Source organism: Dickeya poaceiphila, from assembly GCF_007858975.2.
Taxonomy (GTDB): Bacteria; Pseudomonadota; Gammaproteobacteria; order Enterobacterales; family Enterobacteriaceae; genus Dickeya; species Dickeya poaceiphila.
In genome coordinates this window covers 1133531-1149216 of the sequence record NZ_CP042220.2, presented here as the reverse complement: position 1 = coordinate 1149216, position 15686 = coordinate 1133531, and the positions used below count along the sequence as shown (strand labels likewise).

Annotated in this window: 14 protein-coding genes; 6 read left to right on the top strand and 8 right to left on the bottom strand. The window is 55.7% G+C overall.

Annotated elements, in window-relative coordinates:
* Positions 1–86: 86 nt before the first annotated feature.
* On the bottom strand, positions 87–851 hold the full coding sequence (locus Dpoa569_RS05150) for a YkgJ family cysteine cluster protein (protein ID WP_042871949.1): 765 nt from the start codon (positions 849–851) through the stop codon (positions 87–89).
* Positions 852–1089: 238 nt separating this feature from the next.
* On the opposite strand from Dpoa569_RS05150, the gene hutC reads away from it, so the two are divergent.
* The 4 genes from hutC (at position 1090) to Dpoa569_RS05130 (ending at position 6468) form a co-directional block, all read left to right on the top strand.
* Positions 1090–1839: a histidine utilization repressor gene (hutC, locus tag Dpoa569_RS05145; protein WP_042874031.1), complete on the top strand. Its 750-nt coding sequence runs from the start codon at positions 1090–1092 to the stop codon at positions 1837–1839.
* Between the two features lie 721 nt (positions 1840–2560).
* The gene (locus Dpoa569_RS05140) at positions 2561–3877 is read left to right on the top strand and encodes a PTS transporter subunit IIC (RefSeq protein ID WP_042871951.1); all 1317 of its coding nucleotides are present in this window, start codon (positions 2561–2563) and stop codon (positions 3875–3877) included.
* Between the two features lie 261 nt (positions 3878–4138).
* The gene (locus tag Dpoa569_RS05135) at positions 4139–5752 is read left to right on the top strand and encodes an ATP-binding protein (RefSeq protein WP_042871953.1); all 1614 of its coding nucleotides are present in this window, start codon (positions 4139–4141) and stop codon (positions 5750–5752) included.
* 23 nt (positions 5753–5775) lie between these two features.
* Positions 5776–6468, top strand: coding sequence for a response regulator (locus Dpoa569_RS05130; protein ID WP_071604332.1), 693 nt, complete (start codon positions 5776–5778; stop codon positions 6466–6468).
* Positions 6469–6498: 30 nt separating this feature from the next.
* Here the strand turns inward: Dpoa569_RS05130 and Dpoa569_RS05125 are convergent, their stop codons facing one another.
* The 7 genes from Dpoa569_RS05125 to Dpoa569_RS05095 all read right to left on the bottom strand — a co-directional run bounded on the left by Dpoa569_RS05125 (position 6499) and on the right by Dpoa569_RS05095 (position 13348).
* Positions 6499–8043 (bottom strand): HAL/PAL/TAL family ammonia-lyase, encoded by a 1545-nt coding sequence (locus Dpoa569_RS05125; protein ID WP_042871955.1) that lies wholly within the window; start codon positions 8041–8043, stop codon positions 6499–6501.
* Positions 8044–8053: 10 nt separating this feature from the next.
* Positions 8054–8836: an ABC transporter ATP-binding protein gene (locus Dpoa569_RS05120; protein ID WP_042871957.1), complete on the bottom strand. Its 783-nt coding sequence runs from the start codon at positions 8834–8836 to the stop codon at positions 8054–8056.
* On the bottom strand, positions 8829–9545 hold the full coding sequence (locus tag Dpoa569_RS05115; protein WP_146411116.1) for an ABC transporter permease: 717 nt from the start codon (positions 9543–9545) through the stop codon (positions 8829–8831). Before Dpoa569_RS05115 ends, Dpoa569_RS05120 begins: the two co-directional genes overlap by 8 nt.
* Entirely contained in the window at positions 9542–10264 is a 723-nt protein-coding gene (locus Dpoa569_RS05110) for an ABC transporter permease (RefSeq protein ID WP_042871960.1), read from the bottom strand. Before Dpoa569_RS05110 ends, Dpoa569_RS05115 begins: the two co-directional genes overlap by 4 nt.
* 17 nt (positions 10265–10281) lie before the next feature.
* Positions 10282–11139 carry a transporter substrate-binding domain-containing protein gene (locus Dpoa569_RS05105; RefSeq protein WP_050569494.1) on the bottom strand — a complete coding sequence of 286 codons (858 nt, stop codon included), beginning with the start codon at positions 11137–11139 and terminating at the stop codon, positions 10282–10284.
* A 296-nt stretch (positions 11140–11435) separates the two neighbouring features.
* Positions 11436–11984 (bottom strand): HutD/Ves family protein, encoded by a 549-nt coding sequence (locus Dpoa569_RS05100; RefSeq protein WP_042871964.1) that lies wholly within the window; start codon positions 11982–11984, stop codon positions 11436–11438.
* Positions 11984–13348, bottom strand: a complete 1365-nt coding sequence (locus Dpoa569_RS05095) for a formimidoylglutamate deiminase (protein WP_042871966.1) — start codon at positions 13346–13348, stop codon at positions 11984–11986. Before Dpoa569_RS05095 ends, Dpoa569_RS05100 begins: the two co-directional genes overlap by 1 nt.
* A 218-nt stretch (positions 13349–13566) precedes the next feature.
* Between Dpoa569_RS05095 and hutI the strand changes: the two genes are divergently transcribed.
* Both hutI and hutG read left to right on the top strand, forming a co-directional pair.
* Positions 13567–14781 carry an imidazolonepropionase gene (hutI, locus tag Dpoa569_RS05090; RefSeq protein WP_146411113.1) on the top strand — a complete coding sequence of 405 codons (1215 nt, stop codon included), beginning with the start codon at positions 13567–13569 and terminating at the stop codon, positions 14779–14781.
* Positions 14778–15578, top strand: coding sequence for an N-formylglutamate deformylase (hutG, locus tag Dpoa569_RS05085; RefSeq protein ID WP_042871968.1), 801 nt, complete (start codon positions 14778–14780; stop codon positions 15576–15578). The genes hutI and hutG overlap by 4 nt, the downstream gene beginning before the upstream one ends.
* Positions 15579–15686: the final 108 nt, after the last annotated feature.

Below are 15686 nucleotides of genomic sequence, written 5' to 3'. Positions count from 1 at the left end.
GCGGCAGGTTGCTCTATCATTGTGCACCCTGCCCTGTTTTAGGCCACAACGCCGATATCATGGCGTGCATGGTACGTATGACAGCATCAGTCGGCACGCAAGCCAATAAAACCATAATACTGAGACGGCCCGGTTATCGCCTCCGCCCCTGCCTGTTTCACGCGTTCCAGTACCGCGTCGCCAGAAACATGGAACTGCCACGCCCGGCTACCCGCGGCTTCAGCATGTTCTTCAGCCGTGAATTGTCCGGCCAGCTCCATCGCTGATGTAAAGGCCGTCATATCCGGCAGATAAGCCGTGAAACCATCGCCTTTCAGCGCACTGGTGGCGATCCCCAGCCAGTTGCAAATTGATGCTTTAAAGTGAATGTCTTCGCGGTCTGCCTGACGAGAGCGTTCGATCAGCGCTTGAGTGTCGTTATCCACCAGCCGGTCTGAAACAATCAGCGCCACACCTTGTTGCCATGCCTCCGGCGGACAGTCTTTGTTGGCCTGCCGCAACGGAATATGTGGGTTTATCTCCATCGGGTAGATACGACACACCAATGGCCGCCGTTCATAGATCCGGCAGCGCAATTCCTCGTCCAGATGCCGACAAGGGCCAGGACTGTAAGCGGCGAAGGTGATAGCAATAAATGCTCTGGTATCGCCGCTTATCACCTCACAGGAACGCGACTGAGCATGATGGCGCTGTTCTGGTTGTATACCGATGCCATTTTGCAAAAAACCTTCGACCAGCACGATGATTTGCCCACCATCCTGCGCCCATTGCTTCGCTTCAGCCAGGGTCAGAGGAACATGATGACCCGTGCAGCATTTGCCGCACCCTACGCAGGAAAATAATGTATCCATTTGATGATCGACTCTTATTTAAAATACGTACACGAATCCGCAAGCAAATTGATGGCAATGTTGCCTGAATTCCACACTGATGTTCAGGATTTCGTAGATATATCGTCAGTATAACGTCAGGGAGCGATGTTTTTATATATTTACCAACGAGAGGGAGTTATCACATCGCAGGTTGTCTATACAGGACTGCGCCTTGTTCGCTACACTGCGCTTATCAATCGTCTTTGAGGATAACGCCTTGACCGACCAGCAAACGGCTTCCCAGCTCGCCGCCGCCATGAGTGACACCCCTGCTCCCATCTATCAGCGGGTAAAGCAAGCTATTATCATTCAGATCCGCAGCGGCGTCTGGCAACCACACCAACGCGTACCATCGGAAAGCGAACTGGTCAGTGAACTGGGCGTGAGCCGTATGACTATCAACCGGGCGTTGCGGGAACTCACCAGCGAAGGATTTCTGGTACGTATGCAGGGCGTGGGAACCTTTGTGGCGGAACAAAAGGCGCATACCGCGATGCTGGAAGTCCACAACATCGCCGATGAAATCGCCGCACGCGGTCATCGTCACAGCAGCCGGGTGCTAGTGCTGGAAACCCTCAATGCTGACGGCGATCAGGCAGCGCAACTGGATATCAATCCCGGCCAACCGCTGTTCCATTCACAAATTGTGCACTATGAAAACGATGTGCCGGTACAACTGGAAATCCGCTACGTCAACCCGCAGGCGGCACCGGACTACCTGCAACAGGATTTTACCCGCGCCACACCGCACAGTTACCTGAGCCGCGTGGCCCCGCTGACGGCTGGCGAGCACCGGGTCGAAGCCGTCGCTGCCGAACCACGTCAACGTGACCTGCTGGCGCTGGGCGAACAGGAGCCTTGCCTGTTAATCCGCCGCCGCACCTGGCACGGTTCGCGCATCGTCACCGCGGCCCGGTTGTTCTACCCCGGATCTCGTTATCAGTTATTCGGGCGGTTTGGCGGCTAGGCAGCATCACTTGTCGCCGTTGCGTCGGTATCGGTACGCAGGGAAAAAACACCTTGTGGTATGGCGGCGAAAGCGCCACATGTGGCGCTTTCGCCGCCAATACATGAAGAAAGCAGATGGAGCCGACCTTGTTGCATCACGAGGGGAGACAAGTTCCACATCAATGCCGAAACCACCTACTTTTTATTCTGTTTGGCTATGTTACGCGTCGTGTGATTGTCAGGTATGTCAGAGCGCAAACGACAACGCTATTATATACCCGTCATACTTCAAGTTGCAGGTGCATTGGCTGGTCAAATCGTTCCCGACGAATTTGTCACTCGTTTGCCGCGTTACAAGGTTCTAACGAGCCTTGCCCTAAAGGGCCAACGCATGGCGTTGTTCAACACGCGAGCGTGTTGTCCTACAACTCGAATTATTTAGGCTATAGCGAAGATAATATTGACCAAAAACTTAACAATGCTGAAATAAGAAAATTAATCAATCACCACACTTAACATTCACAGAGATATTAATTAACATAGAACAGCTAAAATGCACCAGCTTCAAACACCGCCGACGGTAAAGAAACAAAAATGAAAAAGCAATCGAATAATAATTAAAAGCATAAAAATCATTTAATGCTTTTAATTTACCCACCAATGTGATCACCGATCAATTTTCACTGACATGAACACGGCTATTTTATCCTGAGTAGAAGTTTATTAATAAGGGGAAAACCGTGTTTCAATTTCTTATTGAGTTACTCAAAGACGCCGCCATATTGGTGAGTCTTTTCACCATGTTGGGAAATATTATTCAAAAGAAGAATATCAATGAAATTATTACTTCAACAATCAGAACCTATCTTGGTTTTGTCATTCTTTTCGCCAGCGCGGATTTGCTCATTTCTCCATCATTGAGTAATTTTTCGAAAATATTCCTGACAGCCTTTCACGTTCAGGGCATCGTCCCTAACAACGAGGTTGTTATCGTTGTCGCCATGGAAAAACTGGGCAAGCTCTATTCTTCAGCCATTGCCGCCGGGCTTATCGGCGCGATGTTTTTCAACATTGTGCTGGCTAAAATCACCCCACTGAAATATATCGTCCTTTCCGGGCACCATGTTTTTTTCATGGTAAGTTGCCTGACGATTATTGCCATGCTGCACGGCATCTCTGTTTCCAACTCAGCCATGCTGGCTACATTTATTACCGGAATATGGTGCGTTATCTCTCCCGCCTTGCTGGTGCGTTATTGCCGACAAATTGAAAACTGCGACGAGCTGCGACGGTCCGGCGATTTCTCCATCGGCCAGTTTGGCTCCACCAGTTATATGCTGGCGGGCTGGTTGGGCGAAAAATTCGGCAATAAAGAAAACGACGCAGAAAAACTGGCTATTCCAACCAGCATCGGTTTCTTAAAAGACAAACAAGTTTCAACGTTCTTCGTCATGTTATTGTTTTTTGTTGTCTCCTCACTGGTCGCCGGTGCTGATCATGTGCAGGCGATTGCAGACGCCAGCCATAAAGACCATAGCCATACCAACATCTTTTTGTTTTTGCTGAAACAAGCCGGGTTATTTTCTGCGGGGGTTTATATGTTGACCCGTGGCGTCCATATGTTTATCGAAGAACTGATTCCGGCGTTTAAAGGCATCAGCGATAAAATCATCAAAAAATCCATTCCGGCCATTGAAATCTATTCACTGTTTCCCTATTCCAACAACGCCGTTTTCATCGGTTTTATCTGCTGCACTATCAGTGGGTTCCTGACCATGATTCTGTTGCCGGTATTCGGTTATCCGGCGATGGTTCCCAGCCTGCTGTTTACCTTTGCCAGCGGCGGCGGCGCAGGCATCATCGGTAACGCCACCGGCGGCATTCGCGGTGCGGTCATCGGTGCAGTGGCCTGTGGCATTATTTCTATTGCCGGCTCAGCCTTTATTTTCCAGCCGATTCACGACGCAGGCGTTGATGCGCCGACCACCTACTCGACAACCGATTTTACGTTGCTGGGCCTTTCGCTGCACAGCGTACTGTCACTGTTGAATCGCTAAAAACGTCATCGCAACAAGCGTTATCACTCACAACATTTATCACTCAAAACATTGATGCGGCCTGGTGTAATCAGGCCGCCTGTCTGTTTAAATAGCAGCACGTAACACCGTTTTCCTGCGGCTCGTAAGCAATCATCAACCTTCCTTTCGTCTTGCGATGGTATAGTTGCCCGGATTGCCCCACAGGGTACGGCTGGGCTGTCTTTATCTGTTTTTATCTGTGCAACCCTCTCTGTACAACTATGACTGACGGAATACACCATGTCAGAGGCCATAACCACCGGCAGCGAGCCGAGCAGTTCCTATAAGTATCAGATAATACTCTACTATTTCATCACATCATTGGCTGTGGTTGTGGCGACCGGCTGCGCGGTTTTCCTTATTATCAGCAACCTGCTCTATCACGACGTCGCGGATAAATCAAAGAATCTGGCGCTTATCCTCTCGCAAGACTCTGCACTCAAGCAGGCCGTCGAACATCGGGATCTGGCGGCACTGCGTAACCTTATCGATCAGCGCTACGCTCGCAGTGATGCGGATTTTATCGTCATCAGCGACCCGGATAACATCCGCCTCTACCATCCGGACCCAGCTCTGGTAAACCGGACCATAAGTGATAGCGGCAATGTTGATCTGTTGCACGATGGAAAAAGCTATACGGACAACAACACCGGTTACTCCGGCGCGTCCGTCAAGACCCGCGCACCTCTGTTTCTTGATGAAAAATACATCGGCTATGTGTCGGTTGGGTATACGGAAGCACACCGCCGGAACCTGCTGGAGGATTATTTCTCGCCATTCTTCGGCTTGCTGATCGCCGTCTTTATCCTGATCTTGCTAAGCGGCGTATTTTCCTACCGCCTGTTGAAAAAACAGATGTCCGGCCTGACGCCGGAGATGATCAATTATAAATACCAGGTACGCCGAGCCATTCTGCACGCCATTTACGATGGTGTGATCGCCGTCAGCCCGGAAGGGCGCATCATTGCCATCAATAACGCGGCTAAAAAGATGCTCGCCATCGACCATCCCAACGGTCCGCTGACCGGGCATAACATTACGGATTATGTCGTACCGGCTGATTTCTTTTTATCCGACGAGCGTCAGGAGTGCCACGATGTGGATGTGGCGTTCAATGGCTCGACGTTTATCGCCAACCGCACCATCATCCTCAACCAGCAGGATGAGTTTGCCGGTTTTGTGATCAGTTTGAGAGAAAGAACCAATGAAACGCTAATGACCAAGCAGGTCAACCACATTAAACATGAAAGCGAAGAGCTGCGAGTTATCAGCCACGAATTCAAAAACCGGCTGGCCGTTATCTACGGCTTGCTCCAGTTGGGGGAATATGAGCGGGTCAGTCAGTACGTCGCACAGGAAAATGCCCAGCTCCAGCAGCTTTATGATGCCATCATCAAGTCCTTTCACTGCCCCTGTGTGGCCGGGTTGATACTCGGTAAGCTGGGGCGAGCGAGCGAACTGGGCATCGATCTGCGAATTGATCCGCTCTCCTATTACACCGGAACGGATGCGCCGCTGAGCGCCGAAGAAATGGCCTGCATCATCGGCAACCTGCTGGATAACGCGCTGGAAGCCACGGTGAAAATGCCCGCTCATGCTCAGTCGATTGAGCTTTATCTTAACGACAGCAGTGATGAAATCGTCTTGTCGATTCAGGATAATGGCCCAGGACTCGATCACATGGCGATAGACGAACTGTTTATAAAAGGCACTACCAGTAAATCTGGCCGTCACCACGGCGTAGGGTTGTATCTGGTGCAGTCGCTGGTGCAAAAGGCCCAGGGCGTGTGTCTGGTTGATACCGACGACGACAACGGCGGCGCGGTGTTTTCCGTTTATATTCCCAAGATTTAACAGATAGTTAGAAGATTAACGCTATGGCAAACAAGATCAGCGTATTTTTGGTTGAAGACAATCACGATATGGCTTTCTTCATTGAAAGCTTCCTCAGGAAACATCCTGAATTCCTGCTATTAGGCAGTGCAGATACCCTTGCTGATGCCCGGATAGCTATCGCGGCCCAAAAGCCTGACCTCGTGATGCTGGATAACTACCTGCCCGATGGCACGGGAATCGACATGATGAAGCACCTGCGCGCCACGCAACCGGAAGTTGATGTTATTTTTATTACCGCCGCCAACGATATCGATACCATCAAAACGGCAATACGGCACGGCGCCTGTGACTATCTGGTCAAACCGTTCATCCTGGAGCGGCTGGAAGAAGCACTGAAAAACTACCTGATGTTCAACAAAAAAGTAGGTCAGAAATCGCATCTGCAACAGGAAGAGATCGACCGGGTAATACGACAAACCCTTCCTCATAGCGCGCCAGCCGGATTCACCTATCCGAAAGGTATCGACGAGCTGACGCTCAATCAGGTGCGAGCGGCGTTTTCCGGCGAACACACCCAGCACACCGCCGACAGCCTGAGCGACCTGATTGGCATCAGTAAATCTACCGCCCGGCGCTATCTGGAATACTGCAAGAATATTAAATTGCTGGAAGCACATATTCAGCACGGCACCGTCGGGCGTCCCCAACGATTTTACCGGTTAACGTTTAATTAACTGGCCTGCCTCCCCGGTTCCTGTTCACCGTTATTCGCGCGTTTCTGAGCTGCCCTGCCCGTTCGGGTAGGGCAATTCGTCCCAACCCAAATCCTGATGCCGTAGCACGGCTACCGCACGGGCGATATCCGGCGCCAGCCAGCGATCCTCCTGCCAGACGTCAACCTGCTGGCGCAGCCGTTGCCAGGCCAGTTGTGTTCCCACGCCGGCGTTATTCGGACCGAGAAAATCCAGCGCCTGCGCCGCCAGCAGATATTCAATAGCCAGCACCTGCCAGACGTTTTCAGTCAGCTTCAGCAATTTGAGCGCCGCCGGGGTGCCCATACTCAGGTGGTCTTCCTGCAAGCCGGAGGTGACAAAGTTATCGACCACCGCAGGCTGGGCCAATAAGCGGTTCTCACCACAGAGTGAGGCGGCCACATACTGGGCGATCATCATGCCGGAATTCACCCCCGGCTGAGCGACCAGAAACGGCGGCAACCCGCTCACCAGCGGATTAATCAGCCGGTCCAGCCGGCGTTCCGCCACGCCTGCCAGTTCGCATAACGCCAGTGCCAGACTGTCTGCCGCCAGTGCCACCGCTTCGCCATGCGGGTTCGCCTGCGATATCACCCGCCACTGCTCCGGCGTGCCCAACACCAGCGGATTATCGGTGGCGGCATTGAGTTCCATCTCGATGCGTTGCGCCGATGATGCAAACTGATCACGGCAGGCACCATGAATTTGCGGCATGGATCGCAGGCTCAGCGCATCCTGCGTCCGAATGCCTTCGCTCTGGGCAATGATCCGGCTCCCGGCCAACAGGGCGCGCAGGCGCTGCCCGACCTGTTGAATACCGGCGCTCGGTTTTAATGCCAGCACCTCAGCGTCAAAGGCGACTGCCTGCCCGCGCAGCGCCTCAAAACTCATCGCGCCGGTCACATCTGCCCAGTCCAGTTGCCGCGCCGCATCATCCAGCGCCAGACAAGCCAGTCCGGTCATGCACGGCGTACCATTAACCAGCGACAGCCCGTCTTTCGCCCCCAGCGTCACCGGCGTGACGCCAATACGCTGCAACGCTTCCGACGCAGGCAGTAGCTGACCTTGCCATTCCACTTCACCGACGCCGATCAACGCCAGCCCGATATGTGCCATATGCGTGAGATAGCCGACCGAGCCTTGCGATGGCACGCACGGTGTCACCCCTTGATTGAGCAGCGTCAGCAACGCCTGCACGATATCAGGCTGAATCCCCGACTTGCCGTGACTGTAATTGGCAATCGCCGCACACAGGATGGCGCGGGTCTGTTCGACAGGCAGCCGCGGCCCTACGCCGCAAGCGTGACTAAGCAAGGTATTGCGCGACAGCCGCGCCAGATCCGCCACCGGCAAGGCCACATTACATAACGCGCCCAGCCCGGTATTGACGCCATAGGCCAGCGTTTCGCTATCCACAATCTGTTCGACGATACGCCGTGATTGGTTCATGCGGTGCCAGGCCGCCTCACTCAGGCTAAGCTGTGCGCCATGGCGGGCCACCTGCACCAGTTCACGCCATGTTAGTGGTGCATCGCCCCAACAAATCTCGGTAACCATAGTGTTCCCCTTACACCGTCTGGTGACTGGCGATAAATTGCTGAAAACGCGCCGAACTGTCGCCGCCGAACATGGCTTCAGGTGCGCCCTCGCAGTCAATCCGCCCCTGATGCATGAACACCACCCGACTGGAAACATGACGGGCAAACCCCATTTCATGGGTCACCACCAGCATGGTGCGCCCTTCTTCGGCCAGCCCGCGCATCACTTTCAGCACATCGCCGACCAGTTCTGGGTCCAGCGCCGAGGTCGGTTCATCAAACAACATCACCTCCGGCTCCATCGATAACGCTCTGGCAATCGCCACCCGCTGCTGCTGGCCGCCGGAAAGTTGCGCCGGATAAAAATGCCGCCGTTCATACAGCCCGACCTTCGCCAGCAACGCCTCAGCCTGTTCGACACAGTCGGCGCGCGAGCGCCTGAGAATATGCAATGGCCCTTCGATGACGTTTTGCAGCACCGTCATATGGCTCCACAAATTGAAATTCTGGAACACCATCCCCAATCGGGTACGCAGCCGTTCCACCTGACGCCTGTCAGCTGCGATCTGGTGGCCGAGTTTATGACGCTTCATCAGGATCATTTCACCACTGACGGCAACCGTGCCGTCATCTGGCGTTTCCAGCAGGTTGATGCAACGCAAAAAGGTACTCTTGCCCGATCCGCTGGCACCCAGCAGCGAAATCACCTCGCCTTTGCGTGCATCCAGCGAAATACCTTTGAGCACCTCAAGCGCGCCGAATGACTTGCGGATATCGATCATCGATAAGGTGATGGGGGCGGTTTTATTCATGATCTCTCCCAAAAGACGTCGGCACAGCGGCCAGATTTGGCGACAACGCACGTTCCAGCCAGGCAAACACCCTGACAATAATGAAGTTCAGCAGCAGGTAAATCAGCGCAGCGCAGACAAACACCTCCAGCGTGCGATACGTGCGCTGGATTACCTGCTGTGCGACGCCGGTGACATCCCACACCGTGACCAGACTGGCCAGCGCGGTGGATTTGATCAGCAAGATCGCCTCGGTTGACCAGGCGGGCAGCGCGTGACGCAACGCCACCGGCGCAATGATGCGGCGCAGCAGCAGCCAGCGCGACATACCACACGCCAGACCGGCTTCAATCTGCCCGGCGGGAACAGACAATAGCGCACCGCGCAGAATTTCTGCGGTATAACCAGCGGTGCACAATGCCAGCGCCAGCACGGCGCAACTGAACGGATCGCGCAGTACCGGCCAGAACAGGCTGTCACGCACTACGCTGAATTGCCCCAGCCCGTAATAGACCAGAAATAGCTGGATCAGCAGCGGTGTCCCGCGAAAAATCAACATATACAGACGAGCAAACCCGCTCAGCGGCCAGACAGCGCTCACCCGCATCGCCACCAGCAACACCGAAAGCATCGCCCCGACAGCGAACGAGGCAAAAAACAGCCCCAGCGTCACCGGCAGCGCCGACAGTAACCGCAGGAATGTTTGAGTCAGAAAGGCAATATCAATCATGACGGCTCCTGCATCGCTTTGCGCTGATAAGGCTGGGACAAGATCCGCTCCAGACGGGCAAACGCCGTATTGGAAAACACAGTCAGGATCAGATAGATAGCCGCACCAGCAAAGTAGAACAGAAAATAGTCGCGGGTCGAACCGGCGGCCATCTGGCTGGCGCGCATCAGCTCGATAATGCCGGTGACCGACACCAGCGCTGAATCCTTCAGACTCATCTGCCAGACATTAGACAAGCCCGGCAGGGCAAAGCGCATCACCTGCGGCAGCAGAATCCGCCATCCGATACGCCAGCGCGACATCCCCATCGCGCTGGCTGCCTCCAGTTCACCGCTACTCACGGCCAGACGCGCCGCGCGGTACACCTCGCCCTGATACGATGCGGAAATTAACCCAATCGCCAGCGCGCCAATCAGGAAAGGCGGCAGTTCGATAAATCCCTCGGCACCGAACCAGCGCCCAATCTGCGTCAACACACCGGAACCGCCAAAATAGAACAGATAAATGATCAGCAGCTCCGGAATGCCACGAAATACGATGGAGTACGTCTCCACCGCCACGCGCCAGAGTCGGCGCGTGGACAGTTTAGCCGCGGCAACCACCGCGCCGACCAGAGCGCCGATCAGCAACGCGGCCATCGTCAGGCACAAGGTGGTCAGCGCGGCCATCGCCAGCAGGCCGCCCCACCCCTGATCGCTGAAATCTAACAGGGCCAGCATAGTGTTTCCTTCAAGTCTTAGGGAGTGACGTCCGTTTTGAACCATTTCTCGCTGAGCGTTTTGACTGTTCCATCCGCCAGCGCCGCTTTAATCGCGGCATCGAATTTAGCCTTCAGCTCCGGGTCGCTTTTACGAAAGCCCAACGCTTCCCCTTCTCCCCAGATAGGCCCGGTCAGCTGCGGGCCACCTAACGTCAGGCTGCTGTTTTCCGGTTTGCTGAGGATGGAATTGGCGAAGGTGACATCGTCAAACACCGCATCAATGCGACCTGCCTGTAAATCCAGAATGGCATCGGCGGACGCGGTGTATTCACGCACGGTGGCGACATCCCGGAAATAGGTGTCGATAAACGGCGTATAGACAGTGCCGGAAGCAATACCGATGGTTTTGCCCTGTAACGCGCGGCGCAGGCCCGCTATCGCCGGTTTAATCTGGGCAGGATCATCCGTCAGCTTAATCATCGCTTTGTCTGCTTCGACAGGCAGCGCCAGCTTACCTTTGACGGTAATAAAACTGGCCGGGGTGGAGGCATAGGGAAGGGAGAAGTCCACCACTTGCTTGCGCTCCGGGGTAATCACGATGGCATCCATCATCACATCGAACTTACCGGCCTGCAGACCCGCTATCATGCCATCCCAGTTTTGCACCACCAGTTTGCACTGGATGTTCATCCTCTGGCACAGGAGAGTCATCAGCTCCGGTTCAAATCCACCCAACTTGCCGCCGGGCAAGGTAAGGTTCCAGGGTTCATAACTGCCTTCCGTTGCGATAGTCACCGACTTCCACTCTTTGGCCTGCGCGCCTGCGCAGAAAACAGCCGACGTGCTTATTACACATAAGGCAATTACAGACTGAACCAGCTTGCTCTTTTTCATGTCTTCCCCCTGGTGTTTACGCTTCAAAGTCATTACATGTATATACAACACCAGATAAGCAGCAAGATTCGGGCCATGATTTCAGTCGATGGGGAAATCCGGGTAGATAAATTCGGCCAACCCCGCCCGGCAGCGGTGAACAGGAAGTCGCAGCACATCAGGGAAACACATTCGCAGGCGGCGCCACACATTTACAGGTTGCACCGCGCATTTACAGATTGCACCGCACTATTACAGGTTGCACTGCACAATGGCGGCGCCCAATGATTGTGCATCAGGACGATGCACAGAGCGGGTTATCGTGCGTGAATTGTGGCAAGCAGTAAGACAGCATTGTCGTCATCTGGCGTCCAGCATGTACCTGATGACTGCCACCATGCCCCCTCTCCGGTAGCCAGTCGGTGTGTGTTCGCACACCAGTGGCCTGCCAGTACATAGGCGATGCCGCCGGTATCTGGCGTCTGCATCGCCGTACCCCTGACCACCGCAACGTCCGCCCGATAGCAGCGCCTATCCACCATAATATTGAAGTCCAGACTGACGCCGCCGCACAGCCGCGCGGTGATCGCCTGTTCGCCGCTAAAAGCGAACGGCTGATGCAGCGTCAGCCGATGCCGCCAGCCCTCGCCGCACAGGTCTACCCCCTCCCCGGACAACAGCGTTATCACCCGATCAACACCGGGGAAACAGGAAAAATCACCGTCTTTCTCGATGGTGGCGATACTGGCGCGCCAGGCAAAATCACCGTCGGACTGGGCCGACGTTATCCGGCAAATCTCGCGGGTTTCGCCGCCGCCGTTTTTCCAGCGGCTGACCGAAAGCGTATCCAGGCTGAAAGTTCGCATCACATCACCGCCTGCAATGTTTTCATCACGTCGATAAACCGGGCGTCGATATCCTCATCCAGCGCGTGCCGCCCCTCTTCGATAACCGGTTTGCCCGCCACCCACACCTCGTGGATTTGCTGACGATCACCGGCAAACAGCCAGCGGTTGAGCAGGCTGTTATCCGCCACCGCACTCAACAAGGCATCCTCGCGCAGTACCAGCCAGTCGGCACGCCAGCCCGCGCTCAGTTCGCCAACCGGTACCCGACAAGCCTGCGCGCCACCCTGCAACGCCTGAGCGTACAACAGGCTGCCTACCGCCGCTTGCTGCGCCGTCACCACCCGGTTACGACGATGATCGCGCAGCCGCTGCCCGTATTCCAGCCAGCGTAGCTCCTCTACCACATTCAGCGACACATGACTGTCAGAACCGATGCCCCAGCGCCCACCCAGCGCCACGTAACGGTCGAGCGGGAAAATACCGTCGCCAAGATTAGCTTCGGTGGTCGGGCACAATCCGGCCACCGCCAGGCTGTCGGCCAACCGGTTCAGTTCCTGCTGATCCAAATGCGTGGCGTGCACCAGACACCAGCGGGCATCCACCGCAAACCGATTAAACAACCACTGCACCGGGCGTTCACCGCTCCAGTTCAGGCAGTCATTCACCTCTTTTTGCTGCTCAGCGATATGGATATGCACCGGCAGGCTGCTGTCAGTCGCTTCCAGCACATCTTCCATCTGGTTCTGGCTGACTGCCCGCAACGAATGGAAACACAACCCATGATTGAGCAACGGATAAGACTGAATCAGTGCCGCCAGCGTTTCCTGCTGGCGCAGGTAATGGTCTACATCCTGAATAAAACGCGCCTGCCCCGGCTGCGGCGGCTGTGCGCCGAAGCCGCTGTAGCTGTAGAGCACCGGCAGCATAGTTTGACCGATGCCGACCTGCTGCGCCGCCGCCAGCAGATGACGCAACATGTCATTCTGACGGTACGGTTTGCCGTGCGGGTCGTGGTGCAGATAGTGAAACTCCGCCACCTGACTGTAGCCGCCCTTGAGCATATCGATGTACAACCGGGTGGCGATCACCCCGACCTGCTCCGGCGTCAGGTTCGCCACCATGCGATACATCAGGTCACGCCAGGTCCAGAAGCTATCCTGCGGATCACCCGCCACCTCCGCCAGCCCGGCCATCGCACGCTGAAAAGCATGTGAATGCAGGTTGACCATTGTCGGTAGTACGATGCCGCTGAGCCGCTGCGCGCCTTCTGGCTCCGCCTGCGGCGTAACGGATTGTAAATACCCCTGTTCATCCACTTCCAGACGCACATGGCGCGCCATTCCCTGTGGCAGTAACGCACGTTCGGCAAAATAAACGGACATAGCAAGATCCTGTCGGTGATTGTCATCAATAATATTGTATAGACATATCTATACACCAAAGTCAGCAACGCAGGACATAAGGCTTTTTTATTCCGCAACGCAGCCGCTACTGTGACGGAGAAAGTGAATAAGAAATTCCTATTCCGTCACAGCTTGCTGAAATGCTGTGGTGGCGTATAACTTGTCTATACAAGACTATAACAGCAAGGGAATACACGATGACGATACCGTGCGACAGCCTGTGGCTGGGTGCTGATCTGGTCACCCTACGCGGTGGTCACTATCAGGTGATTGAGGATGGGGCGCTGGCCGTCACCGCCGGGCGCATCGTCTGGCTGGGCGCACGGCACACCTTGCCCGACTTCGCGCCGTCACAGGTCACCGATTTCGGTGGCGGCATCATTACACCCGGTTTGATCGACTGCCATACCCATCTGGTATTTGGCGGTGATCGCAGCGCTGAATTCGAGCAACGCCTTAATGGCGTCAGTTATGCCGATATCGCCGCAGCCGGCGGCGGCATTCTTGCCACCGTCAACGCCACCCGCGAGGCGAGCCACGACAGCCTGCTCACTTCGGCGCTCATCCGCTTAAGGCCACTGCTGGCTGAAGGGGTGACCACGCTTGAGATCAAATCCGGCTATGGGCTGGACATGGACAGCGAGCTGAAAATGCTGCGGGTGATCCGTGAATTGGGGCGACAACAGCCGGTGCAGGTTGTTTCCACCTGTCTGGCCGCCCACGCCATTCCGCCGGAATTCAGGCAGCAACCGGAGGCGTGGATCGATCTGGTCTGCCGCGAACTGCTGCCAGCGGTGGTCAACGAAGGGCTGGCCGATGCCGTTGATGCCTTCTGTGAGCATCTGGCGTTCAGCCCGGCACAGGTAGAACGGTTGTTTCAGGCCGCGCAAGCACATCAGTTGCCGGTCAAACTCCATGCCGAACAACTCTCATCGCTAAACGGCAGCGCGCTGGCGGCCCGCTTTCAGGCGCTGTCCGCCGATCATCTGGAATACGCTACCGAGCAGGACGTGGCGGCGATGGCCGCAGCAGGCACCGTAGCGGTGCTATTGCCCGGCGCCTATTACCTGCTGCGGGAAACACAATGCCCGCCGGTCGAACGGTTTCGCCGCTACGGCGTACCGATGGCTATCGCCAGCGACTGCAATCCCGGCACGTCGCCTGCGCTGTCGCTACGGCTGATGCTCAACATGGCCTGCACCCTGTTTAGGCTCACGCCGGAAGAAGCGCTGGCCGGAGTAACGCTGCACGCCGCCCGTGCGCTGGGGCTGGAACAGAGCCATGGCTCGCTGGAAACCGGTAAGGTGGCGGATTTCGTGCACTGGCCGCTGGCACGCCCGGCAGAACTGGTTTACTGGCTGGGCGGTCAACTGCCCTGTACAACAATTTTTCGCGGAGAACGACGCTCATGACGCCATTTACACTTATTGAGGGCGACAGCCCGCTGCTGCTCAGCATCCCCCACGCCGGCACCGACCTGACGCCGGAAGTGGCTGACCGGCTCAGCCCCGCAGCCCGTCCACTGCCGGACACCGACTGGCATATCCCACAACTGTACGAATTTGCCCACGGACTGGGTGCCAGCGTGCTGGCGGCTAACTACTCGCGTTTTGTTATCGACCTGAATCGCCCGGCGGATGACCAACCGCTGTATACCACCGCCACCACCGGCCTGTTTCCAGACGTCCTGTTTGACGGTACGCCAGCGTTTATCCCCGGCGACGCGCCGCCGAAAGCGGTACGCGACGGTTATCTGCGCGATATCTGGCAGCCTTATCACCAGCAAATCCAGCAACAACTGGCGCGCATCAAACAACGCCACGGCTACGCATTGCTGTTCGACGCGCATTCCATCGCTTCTCAGATTCCACGCCTGTTTGACGGACGACTGCCGGATCTGAACCTCGGCACCAACGGCGGACTTAGCTGTGCGCCATCTATTGAATCGGCGTTGCTGGAGACATGCCAGTCACAACAGCGCTGGAGCTGGATAATCAATGGCCGCTTCCGTGGTGGTTACATCACCCGCGCTTACGGACAGCCGGAGCAACATCAGCACGCCATGCAACTGGAACTGGCACAATGTAACTACATGAGTGAACAGGCGCCTTTTGCCTGGCAACCGGACAAAGCGCGGGAGCTGCAACGGATGCTGGAGCACATCGTACGCGCCTTTATGGACACGGCAGCCAGGCTATATCACCGCTGACTGCCGGTTTCTCAGCGAGGCAGGCCAATCCGAACATCGTTGTTATCAGCAACGACAAAGCGATCAACCGTTTCTTTCATGTCGCCGGCCTGCCTGTCGAGCAATTAG